The sequence below is a fragment of the Cupriavidus necator N-1 genome (assembly GCF_000219215.1).
Classification (GTDB): domain Bacteria; phylum Pseudomonadota; class Gammaproteobacteria; order Burkholderiales; family Burkholderiaceae; genus Cupriavidus; species Cupriavidus necator.
The window spans coordinates 3,631,842-3,647,662 of sequence record NC_015726.1 but is presented as its reverse complement, the minus strand read 5'-3'; the positions used below and the strand labels follow the sequence as shown (position 1 = coordinate 3,647,662).

Here is a 15,821-nt window from a genome sequence, read left to right as displayed (position 1 = left end):
GTCGGCGGACTCGAGCCTTCCCGGCGCTACCTCCGACTACTATGACCTCTGCTGAGACCCCGCTCCGGCTCGACGCCGTCGCCCTTTCAGGCGCAAGGCGGGGCGTCCCCAGGTAAGACCGCACTCCTTCACTGCACAACCGCCGGATTTACGTCGCCGCCCCTTGATCACGAGAACTTCGCGGTTATTGGCCCGCTCGTCCTGGTCGGCACCGCCTTCTATCCGGTTCGTGTCCCTCGGCTCGCAGCTTCGCTCCACGCTTCCTCCCCACGCTCGGTTACCCTCACGCAGTTGCGCTTCACTTCGTTCGCTGTGATCAACTTACGGTGGGACTTGCACCCACGGGAGTGCGCCCATGCTGGGCGCACCAACAAAAAAAAAGCCAGCTCGCGGCTGGCTTTCTTGCTGGGAACTGGCGCAGACGGCTCAGGCCAGCTTCTTGCCCGTACGGTCGTGCATGAACACCAGCGCGATAAAACTCACCACGGCAGCAGCGATCACGTAGTAAGCCGGCGCCAGCTTGTTCTGCGTCGACTCGATCAGCCACGTCACGATCAGCGGCGCAAAGCCGCCGAAGATGGTCACGGCGAAGTTGTAGGCCAGCGACAGCCCGGTGGAGCGCACCTCGGTCGGGAACTGCTCGGCCAGCACCGCCGGGGCCGGGCCGGTGAAGGCCGCCAGCAGGATGCCCAGCACGATCTGCACCTGCAGCAGCGTCTGCGTGCTCGGCGACACATTGAGCCAGTGGAACAGCGGATAGGCCAGCACGCCGATCAGCAGCGCCACGATGCCCAGCATGCGCTTGCGGCCCATGCGGTCCGACAGCATGCCCATCAGCGGGCACAGCACCAGGATGATGGCGCCGCACAGCGCGGTCGACTTGAAGGTCGCGCCCAGCGGCAGGCCCAACTGCTGCTTGGCGTACGACGGCATGTAGAACACCAGCACGTAGGTGCACACCGTCCACAGGATGGTCACGCCCAGGCCGGCCAGCACTTCGCGCGGGTGGTCGCGCAGCACCTGCGTGAGCGGCGAGAACTTGACCTTGGCAGCCTTGCGGGCGGCCTGGCGCGCCTCGAACTCGGGTGGCTCGTCCAGGTGCGAGCGGATATACATGCCGACCGGGCCGATCAGCAGGCCGAACAGGAACGGGATGCGCCAGCCCCAGGCATCGATCTGCTCGGGCGACAGGCCGTTGGTGACCAGCGCGCCCATGGCCGCGCCCAGCATGAAGGAGATGCCCTGGCTGGCCTGCTGCCAGCTGGCGTAGGCGCCGCGCTCCGCGTCGGGCGCGTGCTCGATCAGGAAGGCGGTGGCGCCGCCCACCTCGCCGCCGGCGGAGAAGCCCTGGATCAGGCGCGCCAGCACGATCAGCGCCGGTGCCCACAGACCGATCTGGTCGTAGGTCGGGGCCAGGCCGATGATGGCCGTACCCAGCGCCATCAGCAGGATGGTCAGCGTCAGTGCCGCCTTGCGGCCCACGCGGTCGGCGTAGACGCCGAGCACGATGGCGCCGACCGGGCGCATGAAAAAGCCCACGCCGAAGGTGGCGACGGTCAGCAGGAACGAGGTCAGGTCATCGCCGGTCGGGAAGAACAGCTTGGCGATGATGACGGCAAAGAAGCTGTAGACGGTGAAGTCGAACCATTCCAGGCCGTTGCCGATAGTGGCGGCGATGATCGCCTTTCGTCGGGTGGCGGCGGAAATGTCGGGGATGGGGGCGGTAGTCGCGGTCATGAAGCGTCGGAAATGCAGGGAAACCGCAATGTTAAGCGATTCCTTAATTTTCGATCCGCCCCTGATCCGCTGTGAACGCGCTCAGAAGCTGGCCGCCAGCCCCAGCGAGACGCCCGACACGTTGTTGCCGAACACATAGCGCACCACCGCCCGGATCCGCGTGACAAAGACCTCGTGTGCGCTGGTGCCCAGTTCCAGCCCGGTGCCGAGCGTGGTCAGGTAGTTGAAGCCGAGGATGCCGGCCTGGCTGCCGAGGTAGTGTGAATGGGATAGTTCAAGCACGTACCGCACCGGCCGGTCGAACGCGTGCATCCCGGTCGGCGCCCGCCAGCGCGCCCACAGGTTGGCGGTCTGCGCCGTGGCCGTGCCCGTCACCGAGCTGGTCGTGCCGCCGAAGCTCTGCAGGTGGATATTGGTGTAGCGCAGTTCCACGTCGATCTCATAGTTCTCGCGGTAGTGCTCCCAGTCCAGCATCACCGAGCCGCCCAGCCCGTAGGCGTTCAGGCTGCCGCCGTCGAGGAAGTTGATCTGGCGGTCGGTGACCTGCTCGACCGCGAACTTGCCGATTGACAGGTCGCTGGAGACATTGCCCAGCGAGGCGTTGAAGATGGGCCGGAACACCAGTTCCTTGTTGGCCGTCAGCGGAAAGTCCCAGCCCAAGCCGATGGTGCCGGAAAAGGTGTTCCAGCGGGTCGGGATGGCGCGGGACTCGGCGCCATTGGTGGCAACGAAGGTGGGATCGTAGCGGCTGTAGGCGATGGCGCCTTCCAGGTAGAGCGGGAACGACTTGCTGATGGTGAAGCCGCCGCCCAGCTGCGACATGACGATGCCGGGATCGTTGGTGCTGGTGTTGTTGATCGACAGCGAGCTGGAGGTAAGGTCCGGCACCACCGAGTACGCCATCAGCGACAGCACCGCGTTGGCGTGCCGCTGCACATTGGCCCCGGCCAGGCGCAGTCCGGGCGTGCCCTGGGCATGTGCCGCGCCGGCGGCCAGCAGCGCCGCCGCGCCCGTGGCGGCCAGGGCCGCCCGCCAAAGAGGCCGCGAGCGGCGGCTTGGCGCGGGGTGGAACCGGCGGTGTCGCTGGCGTGCGGACATGGACAATCTCTGTGCAGTCGGTGCCGGTGCGCGCTGCAGTGCGGCATGCGGCGGTCTCCCGCGCATTCTAGCGACGCAGGATAGGGTGGGAGCGTCGCGCGAAATCTTTCAGATCGGACTGTTGCCGCCTTACATCGGCGCGGCGGCGCCGGTCAGCCGGCAGGATGGCGCCGGGTTGACGGCCTGGAGGGTGAGGCAGGCGGGGAGGGCGGCGTAGCCGGCATGGCCGGACAGGCGGGCGCCGGCCGGCGGCGCGTGAGCCACAGCAGCAGGGCACTGGCGGCCCAGCCGGTCACGAACACGGTGTCGCCGGCATGGTTCAGCCAGGCTGCCGCCGAGGGCGTGCCGGCCAGGGATGCCAGCAAGCCGGCCGGCAGGCGCGCCAGGATCCACAGGGCGACGGCGGGCACGCTGCCGTAGACGCCCGGTTGCCACCAGTGGGCCAGGAAGGGAGGGTGCCGCCCGGGGCGGCGCGGGATGCGCGGTACCACCGAAGTCTCCGGCCACACATGGCGCGCGGGGCGTGCCGGTGGCATCAAGGCGTTGCAGGACCCCGCCGGATGACACCGCCGGCGGACTCACGGTTGCATCATAGGCTGATCGCCCCTGGCTGCGCTGCCAGTGCCCCAGGCGCTGTGTGCGCCACGCCACGCTGAGTCCGGCCGTTCAACTTTTTTGCACGATGTGTCCGCAAATGGCGCCCGTGCCGAGCTCGGATATTTGCCAAACTGGATGCAGGTACACAAACAGTTTGAAGGTGGTCCCGCCATGCTTCCCTCGCTTTATATTTCCCACGGTTCCCCGATGCTCGCCATCGACCCCGGCCCCACCGGCGCCGCCTTCGATGCGCTGGGCGGGCAGTTGCGCGCCCGGCGCCCGCGCGCGGTGCTGGTGATCTCGGCGCACTGGATCTACAGCACGCTGGCTGTCACCAGCCGCGAGCGCCAGGAAGCCTGGCACGACTTTGGCGGCTTCCCGCGCGAGCTGTATGCACTGCGCTACGACGCCCCGGGCTCGCCGGCGCTGGCCGAGCGGGTCAAGGCCCTGGTCGAGGCGGCGGCCGTCCCCGGCGCCGGGTTTGTCGGCCAGGACGACGAGCGCCCGCTGGACCATGGCGCCTGGATGCCGATGCGCCACTTCTTCCCGGATGCCGACGTGCCGGTGGTGCAGCTGGCGCTGAACCCCTACCTGTCGCCCGCCACGCAGATCGAGATCGGCCGCGCGCTGGCCCCGCTGCGCGACGAGGGCGTGCTGGTGCTGGCGTCCGGCAGCTTCACGCACAACCTGCAGGAAGTGTTTGGCGGCGGCCGGCGCGACCAGCATGGGCCGCAGGCCGAGCCGTATGTGGAAGCCTTCCGCGGCTGGATGACGGATGCCCTGGACGAGGCCCTGGCCACCGGCGATACCGGCCGTATTGCCGACTACCGCGCCCAGGCGCCATATGCGCGCCGCGCGCACCCGACCGACGAGCACCTGCTGCCGCTCTTCGTGGCGCTGGGCGCGGCGTTGGGGCCGCAGGCTGCCAGGGGCGCAGGAGCGGCGCCGGCCAGCGTGTCGCGGGTTGCCGATGAAGTGACCTATGGCGTGCTCGCCATGGACAGCTTCGTGTTCGAGGGCCTGGGCGCCGGCGCGCCGCTGCGCGCGGCCGCCTGATGCCTTACCGCTCGGCCGCGGCCTGCGCCGCCGGCGTGCCGGCGCGCGCCGGCAGGTAGCGCCGTGCCGAGCGCGCGCCCGCCAGCGCAATCCAGCCCATGGTCAGCGCCACCAGCGCCAGCCCGATGCGCAGGTTGGCCAGGTGCGCCACCCCACCGATCAGCACCGGCCCCAGCAGCAGCCCCAGGTAGGCAAAGCGCGCCACGCGCGAAATTGCTTCGGCCGGCGCCACGCCCGGCAGCCGCGACGCGGCAACGAAGAAGATCGGCACCATATTGGCCGCGCCCAGCCCCATCAGCGTAAAGCCCGCCAGCGCAGCCAGCGGAAGCGGCACCAGCAGCGCCAGCGCGATGCCGCCAAAGCCCAGCCAGGCACTGCCAGTCAGCGTGGCGCCGTCGCCCAAGCGCGCGCGCAGGCGGTCGCCGCCGAAGCGCCCGCACGCCATCCCGCCCGAGAACGCGGCGTAGCCCAGGCTGATCCAGCCATCGGGCGCCTGCGCCACGTCGCGCATATAGACGCTGGTCCAGTCGTACATCGCGCCCTCGCCGATCAGCCCGAGGAAGGCCAGCAGCCCCAGCAGCCACAGCGCGCGCACCGCATGGTCGCGATGGTGGGCCGCCGATGGCAGCACCGGATGATCCGCCAGCAGCCCGGGCAGCGTACCGAGCGCCACCGTCGCGGTCATGCCCGCCATCATCGCCGCATGCGCCAGCGGCGCCACGCCCAGCGACAGCATCAGGCCGCCCGCGCCCGCACCCGCCATGCCGCCCAGGCTGAACATGCCGTGCAGCGCCGACATCACGGGCCGCGTGCGGCCGGCCTCGACCGTGGCGGCCTGCGCGTTCATGGCGACATCAAAGGCCGCATTGGCCATGCCGAACGCCGCCAGCGCGGGCAGCAGCAGCCAGAACGACGGCATCGCCAGGATCGCCACCGTGGCCAGCGCGAACAGCAGCCCGCCCGTCATCGACGCCCGTGCGCTGCCCGCACGTGCCACCCAGCGCCCGACGGGGCCCATCGCCAGGATGGCGCCGCCGGCCACGGCCAGCATCGCCAGCGAGAGCATGGCGTCGGACAGGCCGAAGCGTGCCTTGATGGTGGGGATATGCACGCCCCACGTGGCAAAGGTGGCGCCATTAACGAAGAATAGCGCCATGGTGCCGCGCGTGGCGCGCGACACCACGGCCGGCAAGGGCGCGGAGGCGGTCGGGGAATGCGGATCAGGCATGGGAGGGTGCGGCAGGCGGGGCAGCGGTGCCCCTGCAAAAGCCGTCATTGTCCCGCATCGGCGTGGGGCGGGCATGACAGCGCCGCACTAGCGCTACCGGCTGGCGACATCCACGCGCAGCAGCCCGCGCCGGTGCAGCGCGTAGCCAAAGGCCAGCAGCGCGCCCAGCGCCAGCGCCACCATCACCCACAGCATCAGCCAGTAGCCGCCGGCGGCACGCCACAGCAGCGCGCCCAGCCACGGCGCGGCGGCCTGCATCAGCAGCACCGGCGTCATCATCAGCCCGTTGAGCGTGGCGTAGTGATGGCGCGAGATCAGTTCCGGCATAGCCATCGCGCGCAGCATGGTGTTGACGCCATTGGCGCAGCCGTACAGCACCGCGGCCACCATCAGCCAGGCGCCGTGCCCCAGCGCAAAGCACAGCAGCCCGGCGCCCATCAGCGCATAGACCGGCAGCGACAGCCGCACCGGGTGGCGCACCCCCGCGCGCATCATCAGCATGCGGCCCGCCACCTGGGCCGGGCCGATCAGCGCGGCCACCACCAGTTGCTGCGCCACCGGCATGCCCTTTTCGGTCAGCATCGGGATCAGGTGCGCGCCCAGCAGCGAGGCCACCACGGCGGTCGCGGTAAAGGCCAGCACCACCGCCCAGAACACCGGCTGGCGCAGCGTGGCGCGTGCAATGTCGCGGCTGCCGGCCTGGCCGTCGGCGGGGGTCATGCCGGTGTAGGTGGGATGCAGCGCGTAGCGCATGCGCGCGTGCAGCGGCGCGCAGACCAGCAGGTTGAGTGCGGCAAAGCCGATCAGCGTCGGGCGCCAGCCCAGATGGATCACCAGCCATTGCGCCAGCGGCACGAAGATCGTGCTGGCAAAGCCGGCCATCAGCGTGACCACCACGATCGGCTTCTGGTACTGGTCGCCATAGGCCTGGCGCAGCACCACGAAGGCGGGCTCGTACAGCGTGGTCGCCATGGCCAGCCCGATCGGCACCCACATCAGCAGGAACACCGGCTGCGATGGCGTCCATGCCCACAGCAGCAGGCCCAGCCCGGCCAGCACCGAGCCCGCGCCCATCACCTTGCGCGCCGGTGCGCGGTCCAGCAGCCGCCCCACCGCGAACGAGCACAGCGCCCATACCAGCAGCCCCAGCGAATAGCCGCCCGCCAGGAAGGGCTTGGACCAGCCCAGGCTGCGGATCATGGGGTCGATGAAAACAGTGAAGGCGAAGAACAGCGTGCCCCAGGAGATGGTCTCGGTCAGGCCGAGGATCCAGACCAGCCGGCGCGGCGGCGTGGCGGGGTGCGCGGGTCCGGTGCGTGCCGGGCTGGCGTCTGGGTCTGTGCTGGCGGCGTCCGCGTCGGAGCTGGCTTCCAATGTTGTCATGGCGGGCCCGGCGGGGGTGGTCGCCATGGGTGGCGGCGCGTGGGGCCAGTCGGAAATTGTAGCGATCCCGCGCGCACCCTGCGCGCGGGGTGCCGTGGGGCGCGCGCGTTACTGTGCGGTCACCGGCGCGGGCGGTCCCTTGAGCTCGACCACGTTGCCGTCCGGATCGCTCACATAGAGCGACGGTCCCTTGCCTTCGGCGCCGAAGCGCTGCGCCACCTCGCCGGCCTGCACGCCATGCCGTGCCAGTTGCGCCCGCACCGCGTCGGCATCGAACGGGTCGATGCGCAGGCAGAAATGGTCCAGGTTGCGGCCCTGCGCACCCGGTCCCGCGCCACCGGCGCGGCCGAGCGGGCCGTCGAGCGCGACCAGGTCGATCAGCCCGCTGCCCGCGCGCAGCTGCGTCAGGCCCAGTTCGGTTTGCTCGCGCTCCACGCTGCAGCCCAGCACCTCGACATAGAAGCGCCGCAGCGCGTCCACGTCGGGGCTGCGCAGTACCAGGTGGTCGATGCCCAGGATGCGGAACATGGCGGCCTCAGTGGTGCAGCCCGTCGTAGTCGATGACCTTCAGGCTGTCCAGGTCGACATTGTCCAGGCAGCGCACATTGACCGCGGCCATCGGCTTGCCGTCCTTGTCCTGCCCGTCCGCATACGGGCCGCAGCCGCACACGGGGCAGAAGCGGTGCGCGATCTTCATGGTGTTGAAGCGGTAGGTGGAGGCATTGCTCTCCGGCGTTTCCAGCTTGAACGTCGCGCGCGGCACGAACCACAGCAGGTGGCCGCGCCGGCGGCAGATCGAGCAGTTGCAGCGGATCACGCTGGGGATGCTGTCGGCCTCCACTTCGAAGGCAATGGCGCCGCAGTGGCAGCTTCCGTGGAAAGTCATGTCGTCTCCTTGTTGTCGGTCCGGCGTGCCCGCTAAATATCGGGAATCAGTCGTTTGCCCAGGCTGACCGCCTCGTCGGGCGCATAGCCCAGCTTGTCGTAGAAATCGATCACGGCGCGGTTGCCTGCGCGTACCAGCAAGTTGATCTTGGGACAGCCCCGCTCGATCAGCAGCTGTTCGGCATGCGCCATCAGCATGCGCCCGTACCCCTTGCCCTGCAGGCCGGGCTGTACCGCCAGATAGTAGACCCAGCCGCGATGCCCGTCGAACCCCACCATGGCAGTGGCGACGGGATGGCCGTCGATGTCACCGACCAGGAACAGTTCAGGTTGCTCGGTCAGCTTGCGCGCGATATCGCGCTGCGGGTCGTTCCACGGACGGGTCAGGCCGCAGGCCTGCCACAAGGCAATGACGCAGGATTGGTCTTCCGGTCGGAAAGGACGGATCAGCATGCTTGGTGGTGCGCCGCAATATGCCGGCACATTGTTGGCTTTTTGACAGTTTAGCGCCGCTGCGGGTGCCACAATGCCTGCAAAACATGACGAGACGATGCGCGGCCATCGCGCACGCTCCCACAACAGGAGACCCGCATGAGCGACATCCACGCGCCTGCACGCGCCACCTTCAGCCATATGGAACACGGCACCCGCGAAGACTGGGCCGCCATCTCCGCCGAGTTCATGCCATTCGCGCGGGCGCTGCCGGAGCGTGTGCTGGCGCACCTGCGCCTGCTGGATGGCGATTACGGCGGCTTCCCCGTGGACCGGCTCACGCATTCGCTGCAGACCGCGACGCTGGCGCACCGCGACGGCCAGGACGAGGAATACGTGGTCTGCGCGCTGCTGCACGATATCGGCGATACGCTCGGCAGCTTCAACCATCCCGATATCGCCGCCGCCATCCTCAAGCCATTCGTCAGCCCCGAGAACCTGTGGATGGTGGAAAAGCACGGCGTGTTCCAGGGCTACTACTTCTTCCATCACCTCGGCCTGGACCGCAACCTGCGCGAGCAGTACCGCAGCCAGCCCGAACTGTTCGAGCGCACCGCGGAGTTCTGCCGCAAGTACGACGGTGCCGCCTTCATGACGGACTACGACACGCTGCCGCTGTCGTTCTTCGAGCCGATGGTGCGGCGCGTGCTGGCGCAACCGCGCAACTCGATGTATGTGAAGCCGGGAGAAGCGACGCTGGCACAGCCCTGAAAGCACAACGGCCTCGCTTCATGCGAAGCGAGGCCGTTGTGTCATGCCGTGGCCAGTCAGGCCGCGCGCTGCGCCGTCTCCGGATGGCGGAACTGCTCCAGCAGCTTGGCCCAGCGTCCGCGTACCGCCTTCAGGTTGTTTTCCTTCACATGCCCGAAGCCACGAATATCGTCCGGCAGGTTGGCCAGCGTCACCGCGGTGTCGTAGTTGGCGGCATTGAGGCCCGCCACCAGTTCATCCAGCAAGGCCCGGTACTCGCCGATCAGCGCGCGCTCGGTGCGGCGCTCCTCGGTCTTGCCGAAGATGTCGAAGGCACCGCCGCGCAGGCCCTTCAGCTTGGCCAGCACGCGGAACAGCTTCATCGTCGACGGACCGAACTTGCGCTTGACCAGGTGGCCCTTGTCGTCGCGCTTTGACGTCGTCGGCGGTGCCAGCCAGAAGTTGAGCTGGTAGTCCTTGCCCGGTTCGCCTTCGAACTGCGCACGCAGCTTGTCGAGGAAGGCAGGGTCGGTGTAGAGCCGCGCCACCTCGTACTCGTCCTTGTACGCCATCAGCTTGGCCAGGTTGCGCGCCGCGGCCTCGGTCAGCGGCAGGGCCTTGCCGCTGCCAGCCAGCGTGCTCTCTGCCACGCGCACGCGGTCGATGGCTTCGCGGTAGGTGCGCGCGTAGGCGGCATCCTGGTAGGCCGTCAGGTGTTCCATGCGCCGGGCGATCAGCTTCTCCAGCATCGCGCCGCTGGAAGTCGGCATCTTGACCACTTCCGCGCCTTCCGCGGTGCTCTTCAGCTTGCCGGTCAGCGACAGCACGTGCTCGGGGTCGTGCGCCATATGGCGGCCCCAGTCGAACGCGGCCTTGTTCTTCTCGACGGCGACGCCGTTGAGTTCGATGGCGCGCTCCAGTGCCTGCAGCGTCAGCGGGATCCAGCCCTTCTGCCAGGCGTAGCCCAGCACCAGCGGGTTGGTGTAGATCGCGTCGCCCAGCAGCGCCACGGCGAGACCCGAGGCGTTGATGAACTCGCACTTCTCGCCCACGGCGGTGCGCACGTCCTGCTCGGCCGACAGACCCGGGAACTGCCACTTCGGGTTCTTGATGAAGTCGGCGGTCGGCGTCTGCGCCGTGTTGACCACGGCGCGGGTGCGGCCGGCCTGGGTCTTGGAGATGACTTCGTCGGTGGCCGACACGATCGCATCGCAGCCGATCACCAGGTCCGCCTCGCCCATGGCGATCCGGGTGGCATGCAGGTCGTCCGGGCGCGCGGCCAGCTGCACGTGCGACAGCACCGCGCCGCCTTTCTGCGCCAGGCCCGCCATATCGAGCACCGTGACGCCCTTGTTCTCCAGGTGCGCGGCCATGCCGAGCAGGCCGCCGATGGTCACCACGCCGGTACCGCCCACGCCGGTCACCAGGATGCCGTAGGCACGGCGGATCGGCGGCAGTTCCGGGTCAGGCAGCGCGGGCAGGGTGTCCATCGACACGCCGTGCTGCTCGGGCTTGCGCACCTGCGCGCCTTCGGCCGTGACAAAGCTCGGGCAGAAGCCATTCAGGCACGAGAAGTCCTTGTTGCATGACGACTGGTTGATCTGGCGCTTGGTGCCGAAATCCGTTTCCAGCGGTTCCACCGACAGGCAGTTGGACTTGACCGAGCAGTCGCCGCAGCCTTCGCACACCGCGTCGTTGATAAAGGCGCGGCGTTGCGGATCCTCCATCGTGCCGCGCTTGCGGCGGCGGCGCTTCTCGGTGGCGCAGGTCTGGTCGTAGATCAGGATGGTGCAGCCCGGCACCTCGCGCAGCTCGCGCTGCACGCTGTCGAGCTGGTCGCGGTGATAGATCGTGACGCCTTCGGGCAGCTTGATCGCGCCGTTGTACTTCTCCGGCTGGTCGCTGACGATGACGATCTTTTTCGCGCCTTCGCTGTGCACCTGCCAGGCGATGTCCCGCACCGACAGCTGGCCGTCCACCGGCTGGCCGCCGGTCATCGCCACCGCATCGTTGTACAGGATCTTGTAGGTGATGTTGACGTTGGCCGCGATCGACGCGCGGATCGCCAATAGACCGGAGTGGAAGTAGGTGCCGTCGCCCAGGTTGGCGAACACGTGCTGGTCGCCCGCGAACGGCGCCTGGCCGATCCACGCCACGCCTTCGCCGCCCATCTGGCTGAAGGTGCTGGTATTGCGGTCCATCCACACCGTCATGTAGTGGCAGCCGATGCCGGCCAGCGCGCGCGAGCCCTCGGGCACATTGGTCGAGGTGTTGTGCGGGCAGCCCGAGCAGAACCAGGGCTTGCGCTCCGCCGTCACGCGCGGCGTGGCCAGCGCCTTTTCCTTGGCCTCGATGATGGCCAGGCGCGCGGTGATGCGCGCGCGCACGTCCATCGGCAGCTCGAACTTGTCCAGGCGCGTGGCGATGGCCTTGGCAATGATCGCCGGCGACAGCTCATAGTGCGCCGGCAGCAGCCAGTTGCTCTGCGGGATCGACCATTCGCCGCCCGCGTTGTCCTTCTCGTCGAACTTGCCGTAGACCTTGGGGCGCACGTCATCGCGCCAGTTGTACAGCTCTTCCTTGAGCGCGTACTCCATGATCTGGCGCTTCTCTTCGACCACCAGGATTTCCTGCAGGCCTTCAGCAAATGCGCGGGCGCCGTGCGCCTCCAGCGGCCACACGCAGCCGACCTTGTACAGGCGGATGCCGATCTGCGAGCAGGTGGCATCGTCCAGGCCCAGGTCGGCCAGCGCCTGGCGCGTGTCCAGGTAGGCCTTGCCGCCGGTCATGATGCCGAAGCGCGCGTGCGGCGAATCGATCTCGATGCGGTCGATCTTGTTGGCACGCACATAGGCCAGGCTCGCGTACCACTTGTAGTCGAGCAGTCGCGCTTCCTGTTCCAGCGGCGGATCCGGCCAGCGGATATTCAGGCCGCCCGGCGGCATGATGAAGTCGTCCGGCAGCACGATCTGCACGCGGTGCGGGTCCAGTTCCACCGAGGCCGACGATTCCACCACGTCGGTCACGCACTTCATCGCCACCCATAGGCCGGAGTAACGGCTCATGGCCCAGCCGTGCAGGCCGTAGTCCAGGTACTCCTGCACGTTCGACGGATAGAGCACCGGCAGGCCGCAGGCCTTGAAGATGTGCTCGGACTGGTGCGCCAGCGTCGAGGACTTGGCCGAATGGTCGTCACCGGCCAGCACCAGCACGCCGCCATGCTTCGACGATCCCGCAGAGTTGGCATGCTTGAACACGTCACCGGTGCGGTCCACGCCCGGCCCCTTGCCGTACCACATGCCGAACACGCCATCGAACCTGGCATCCGGGTACATGTTGACCTGCTGCGACCCCCACACCGAGGTAGCGGCCAGGTCCTCGTTGAGGCCGGCCTGGAACACGATGTTGTGCGCGGCGAGGTGCTTCTTGGCCTTCCACAGCGACAGGTCCAGCGCGCCCAGCGGCGAGCCCCGGTAGCCGGAGATAAAGCCGGCGGTGTTCAGGCCGGCGGCACGGTCGCGCTCCTGCTGCAGCATTGGCAGGCGTACCAGCGCCTGCGTGCCGCTGATATAGATGCGGCCACGCTCCAGCGTGTATTTATCTTCGAGGGAAACGTTTTCGAGCGCGCGGCGGATGGCGTCGCTGACCGGAGGGGTCAGGGGGGCATTCATAGGTGCTCCTCTATGGGCGTGCTGTCGGGATCACCGACACCTACAGTTGTGGGCGACCGCCTCGTAGCCTCTTGTGAAGGTGTAGGGCGGTCGTGTCTCTGCGCGGCATGGTAGCACCGCCACATAATTGGCGGTACCTTGCAATGCAGCACAAAGCGTGCCCGTCGCGCCCGTGATTTCCCGTATGGACAGGGGTTCGCGTGTACACTGCGTTGCATCGAGACGGCCCGTGCCGCTGCCAGGCTGTCCGCGATGCGCCACACCTGCACAGCCAGCCTGGTGCAACCTGATTTCCGATTGCCCGTCCTGATGTACGCATGAGACGGGCAAACCAGTGACTACCTGAACATGACCAATTCCCCCCGCCAGGGCACCGCGACCCTGGCCGTGCTGATCGACGCCGACAACGCGGCGCCCGCCATCGTCGAAGGCCTGCTGGCCGAAGTCGCCAAGTACGGCGTGGCCGCCGTCAAGCGCATCTACGGCGACTGGACCCGGCCCAACCTGGCCGGCTGGAAGGAGCGGCTGCTGTCGCACTCGATCCAGCCGATCCAGCAGTTCCGCTACACCGTGGGCAAGAACGCCACCGACAGCGCCATGATCATCGACGCCATGGACTTGCTCTACACCGGGCGCTTCGACGGCTTCTGCATCGTCTCCAGCGACAGCGACTTCACCCGCCTGGCCTCGCGCATCCGCGAGCAGGGGCTGACCGTCTATGGCTTCGGCGAGCGCAAGACCCCCAAGCCCTTTGTCACCGCCTGCGACAAGTTCATCTACTCCGACGTGCTGCGCGCCGACGCGGATACGGAAGGGACCGAAGGCGTCGACGGGGCTGCCGCGCCCACGCGCAAGCGCAGCACCGGCGAACTGCGCCAGGACTCGCGCCTGGTGCGCCTGCTGCAGAACGCGGCGCAGGCCGTGTCGGATGAAGACGGCTGGCTGACGCTGGGCAGCATGGGCAACCATATCGCCAAGCAGGCGCCGGAATTCGACTCGCGCAACTACGGCTACGGCAAGCTTTCCGAGCTGGTGCAGGCCACCGGCCTGTTCGAGGTCGAGACCCGCAACGGCGGCAACAACAAGACCATCTGGATCCGGCTCAAGAAGCGTTCCAAGGGTGGCGGGGAGAGCGACGGGCGTGGCCAGCCGCAGCCGCAGCAATCCCAACCGCAGCAGTCGCAGCAGTCGCAGCAGTCGCAGCAGTCGCAGCAGCAGCGCCAGGCCCAGCAGGCCCAGGCACAGCCTGAAGCGCGCCGCCAGCCGGCACCGGCGCCCGTGCCCGCGGATCCGCCTGCACCCGTCGTGGCCCAGCCAGAGGCGGCGCCTGAGCCGGCGCCAGTGCGCGAACCCGCGATCGGGCAGTCTGTCATCGCCGCCGAAGGGGCCGAACCGGAGCCCGTGGCCGAGCCGGTGGCGGAGGCAGCGCCGCAGGCTGAGTCCAAGGCCCGCCCCGCACGCAAACGCGCCACGCGCCGCCCTGACGTGACGCTGAGCGAAACCCCGTGGCCGATCGACCAGTCGATCTTTGCCGCACCGGGCACGACGGTGCTGTCGGCGCAGGTTGAAGCGCAGCCAGAGGCCCAGCCCCAGCCCGAGGCAGCCGCTGCCGAGGCGGCGCCCGCCCGCTCACCGGCCAGGAAGACGCGCAAGCGCCCGGCCAAGAAAGCGGAGTAATGTGGCCGGCCGGCGTCAGGCCGGCCCCACCCGCCAAAAAGAAAACGCCGGCATCGCGCCGGCGTTTTCTTTTGCAGAGGTCCTTACCGCACCAGCTGGTTGATTTCGATGATCGGCATCAGCACCGCCAGCACGATCAGCAGCACCACCACGCCCATGGTCAGGATCAGCAGCGGTTCCAGCAGGCTGGTCAGGAACAGCGTGCGGCGTTCCAGTTCCTGCGCCTCGCCCTGGGCCGCGCGGTCCAGCATCACCGGCAGGTTGCCAGTGGCTTCGCCGGAGCGGATCAGGTGCACCAGCACCGGCGGGAACTGGTTCTGCGCCGCCAGCGCGCGCGCCAGCGAGGCGCCTTCGCGCACGCGGGTGTTGGCGTCTTCCACGTTGGCGCGCAGCGCCTCGTTGGTCAGCGTCTCGCCCGCGGCCTGCAGGCTGCGCAGGATCGGCACCCCGGCCGACACCAGGATGGCCAGCGTGCCGGCAAAGCGCGCGGTGTTGTAGCCACGGATCAGCTTGCCCAGCAGCGGCGCGGTCAGCAGCCAGCGGTGCCATTCCAGCCGCACCGCGGGCTGGCGCAGCAGGCGGCGGATGCTGAACGCCGCCACCGCGATCACCGCCAGCGCCGCCCACCACCAGTTGCGCACGAAGTCCGACAGCGCCAGCATGACGATGGTCAGCGTCGGCAGCTTCTGCTTGGTGTTGGCGAACACGCTCACCACCTGCGGCACCACGTACGACAGCAGGAAGATCACGATGGCGAACGCCACCACCGTGACGATGGCGGGGTAGGTGAAGGCCAGCCGGATCTTGGAGGTCAGGGTGTTGCGCGACTCGATATAGCCGGCCAGCCGCTCCAGCACCAGTCCCAGGTGGCCGGAGTGCTCGCCGGCCGAGACCAGCGCGCGGTAGATGTCGGGGAAGTCGCGCGGGTGCTGCGCCAGCGCCACCGACAGCGAGCTGCCGCCCATCACCTCGGCGCGGATGCCGGCCAGCAGCTCGTGCACATAGGCGCGCTCGGCCTGGTCGGCCAGTGCGCCCAGGGCCTCGTCCAGTGGCAGCCCGGCCACGATCAGGCTGGCCAGCTGGCGCGTGAACAGCGCCTGCTCCTGCGTCGACAGCCTGCGCGCAAACAGCTGGCTGCCGCTGCGCGGCGCCAGGCCGGCACCAGCCAGCGGGTCGACGGTCAGCGGTGTCAGCCCGCGCGCGCGCAGCTGCGAACGCGCCTGGCGCGGGCTGTCGGCCTCGATCACGCCGCGGTCGGTCTTGCCGGCGGCGTCGGCGGCTTCGTAGCGGAAGGCTGGCATTCGGGC

The 15,821-nt window shown here is 68.6% G+C and carries 13 protein-coding genes; 3 read left to right on the top strand and 10 right to left on the bottom strand.

All coding sequences use genetic code 11. The features are described 5' to 3' along the window. Window positions 1-426: 426 nt before the first annotated feature. The 3 genes from CNE_RS17125 to CNE_RS17115 form a co-directional block, all read right to left on the bottom strand. Window positions 427-1,737, bottom strand: coding sequence for an MFS transporter (locus CNE_RS17125; protein ID WP_013958307.1), 1,311 nt, complete (start codon window positions 1,735-1,737; stop codon window positions 427-429). Between the two features lie 81 nt (window positions 1,738-1,818). After that, on the bottom strand, window positions 1,819-2,835 hold the full coding sequence (locus CNE_RS17120) for a hypothetical protein (RefSeq protein WP_238553010.1): 1,017 nt from the start codon (window positions 2,833-2,835) through the stop codon (window positions 1,819-1,821). A 152-nt stretch (window positions 2,836-2,987) separates the two neighbouring features. Beyond that, entirely contained in the window at window positions 2,988-3,371 is a 384-nt protein-coding gene (locus CNE_RS17115) for a hypothetical protein (protein ID WP_013958305.1), read from the bottom strand. Between the two features lie 232 nt (window positions 3,372-3,603). On the opposite strand from CNE_RS17115, the gene CNE_RS17110 reads away from it, so the two are divergent. Continuing rightward, window positions 3,604-4,488, top strand: coding sequence for a DODA-type extradiol aromatic ring-opening family dioxygenase (locus CNE_RS17110; RefSeq protein WP_013958304.1), 885 nt, complete (start codon window positions 3,604-3,606; stop codon window positions 4,486-4,488). A 4-nt stretch (window positions 4,489-4,492) separates the two neighbouring features. On the opposite strand, the gene CNE_RS17105 is transcribed toward CNE_RS17110, so the two are convergent. From CNE_RS17105 to CNE_RS17085, 5 genes are all read right to left on the bottom strand, one after another. After that, window positions 4,493-5,716, bottom strand: a complete 1,224-nt coding sequence (locus CNE_RS17105) for an MFS transporter (RefSeq protein WP_041228227.1) — start codon at window positions 5,714-5,716, stop codon at window positions 4,493-4,495. Between the two features lie 93 nt (window positions 5,717-5,809). Continuing rightward, window positions 5,810-7,126 (bottom strand): MFS transporter, encoded by a 1,317-nt coding sequence (locus CNE_RS17100; RefSeq protein WP_013958302.1) that lies wholly within the window; start codon window positions 7,124-7,126, stop codon window positions 5,810-5,812. 81 nt (window positions 7,127-7,207) lie between these two features. Next, the gene (locus CNE_RS17095) at window positions 7,208-7,627 is read right to left on the bottom strand and encodes a VOC family protein (RefSeq protein WP_013958301.1); all 420 of its coding nucleotides are present in this window, start codon (window positions 7,625-7,627) and stop codon (window positions 7,208-7,210) included. A gap of 7 nt (window positions 7,628-7,634) precedes the next feature. Further along, complete coding sequence (locus CNE_RS17090) at window positions 7,635-7,985, bottom strand: GFA family protein (protein ID WP_013958300.1); 351 nt, start codon at window positions 7,983-7,985, stop codon at window positions 7,635-7,637. A gap of 32 nt (window positions 7,986-8,017) precedes the next feature. Beyond that, window positions 8,018-8,437, bottom strand: a complete 420-nt coding sequence (locus CNE_RS17085) for a GNAT family acetyltransferase (RefSeq protein ID WP_041228224.1) — start codon at window positions 8,435-8,437, stop codon at window positions 8,018-8,020. Between the two features lie 138 nt (window positions 8,438-8,575). Here CNE_RS17085 and CNE_RS17080 point away from each other — a divergent pair, with 138 nt between their 5' ends. Further along, the gene (locus tag CNE_RS17080) at window positions 8,576-9,187 is read left to right on the top strand and encodes an HD domain-containing protein (RefSeq protein WP_013958299.1); all 612 of its coding nucleotides are present in this window, start codon (window positions 8,576-8,578) and stop codon (window positions 9,185-9,187) included. A 56-nt stretch (window positions 9,188-9,243) separates the two neighbouring features. On the opposite strand, the gene CNE_RS17075 is transcribed toward CNE_RS17080, so the two are convergent. Further along, window positions 9,244-12,837: an indolepyruvate ferredoxin oxidoreductase family protein gene (locus CNE_RS17075; RefSeq protein ID WP_013958297.1), complete on the bottom strand. Its 3,594-nt coding sequence runs from the start codon at window positions 12,835-12,837 to the stop codon at window positions 9,244-9,246. Window positions 12,838-13,185: 348 nt separating this feature from the next. On the opposite strand from CNE_RS17075, the gene CNE_RS17070 reads away from it, so the two are divergent. Then, a complete protein-coding gene (locus tag CNE_RS17070; protein WP_013958295.1) occupies window positions 13,186-14,514 on the top strand; it encodes an NYN domain-containing protein in 1,329 nt (442 codons plus the stop codon). Between the two features lie 83 nt (window positions 14,515-14,597). Here the strand turns inward: CNE_RS17070 and gspF are convergent, their stop codons facing one another. Next, window positions 14,598-15,815, bottom strand: a complete 1,218-nt coding sequence (gene gspF / locus CNE_RS17065; protein ID WP_013958294.1) for a type II secretion system inner membrane protein GspF — start codon at window positions 15,813-15,815, stop codon at window positions 14,598-14,600. Between the last annotated feature and the right edge of the window lie 6 nt (window positions 15,816-15,821).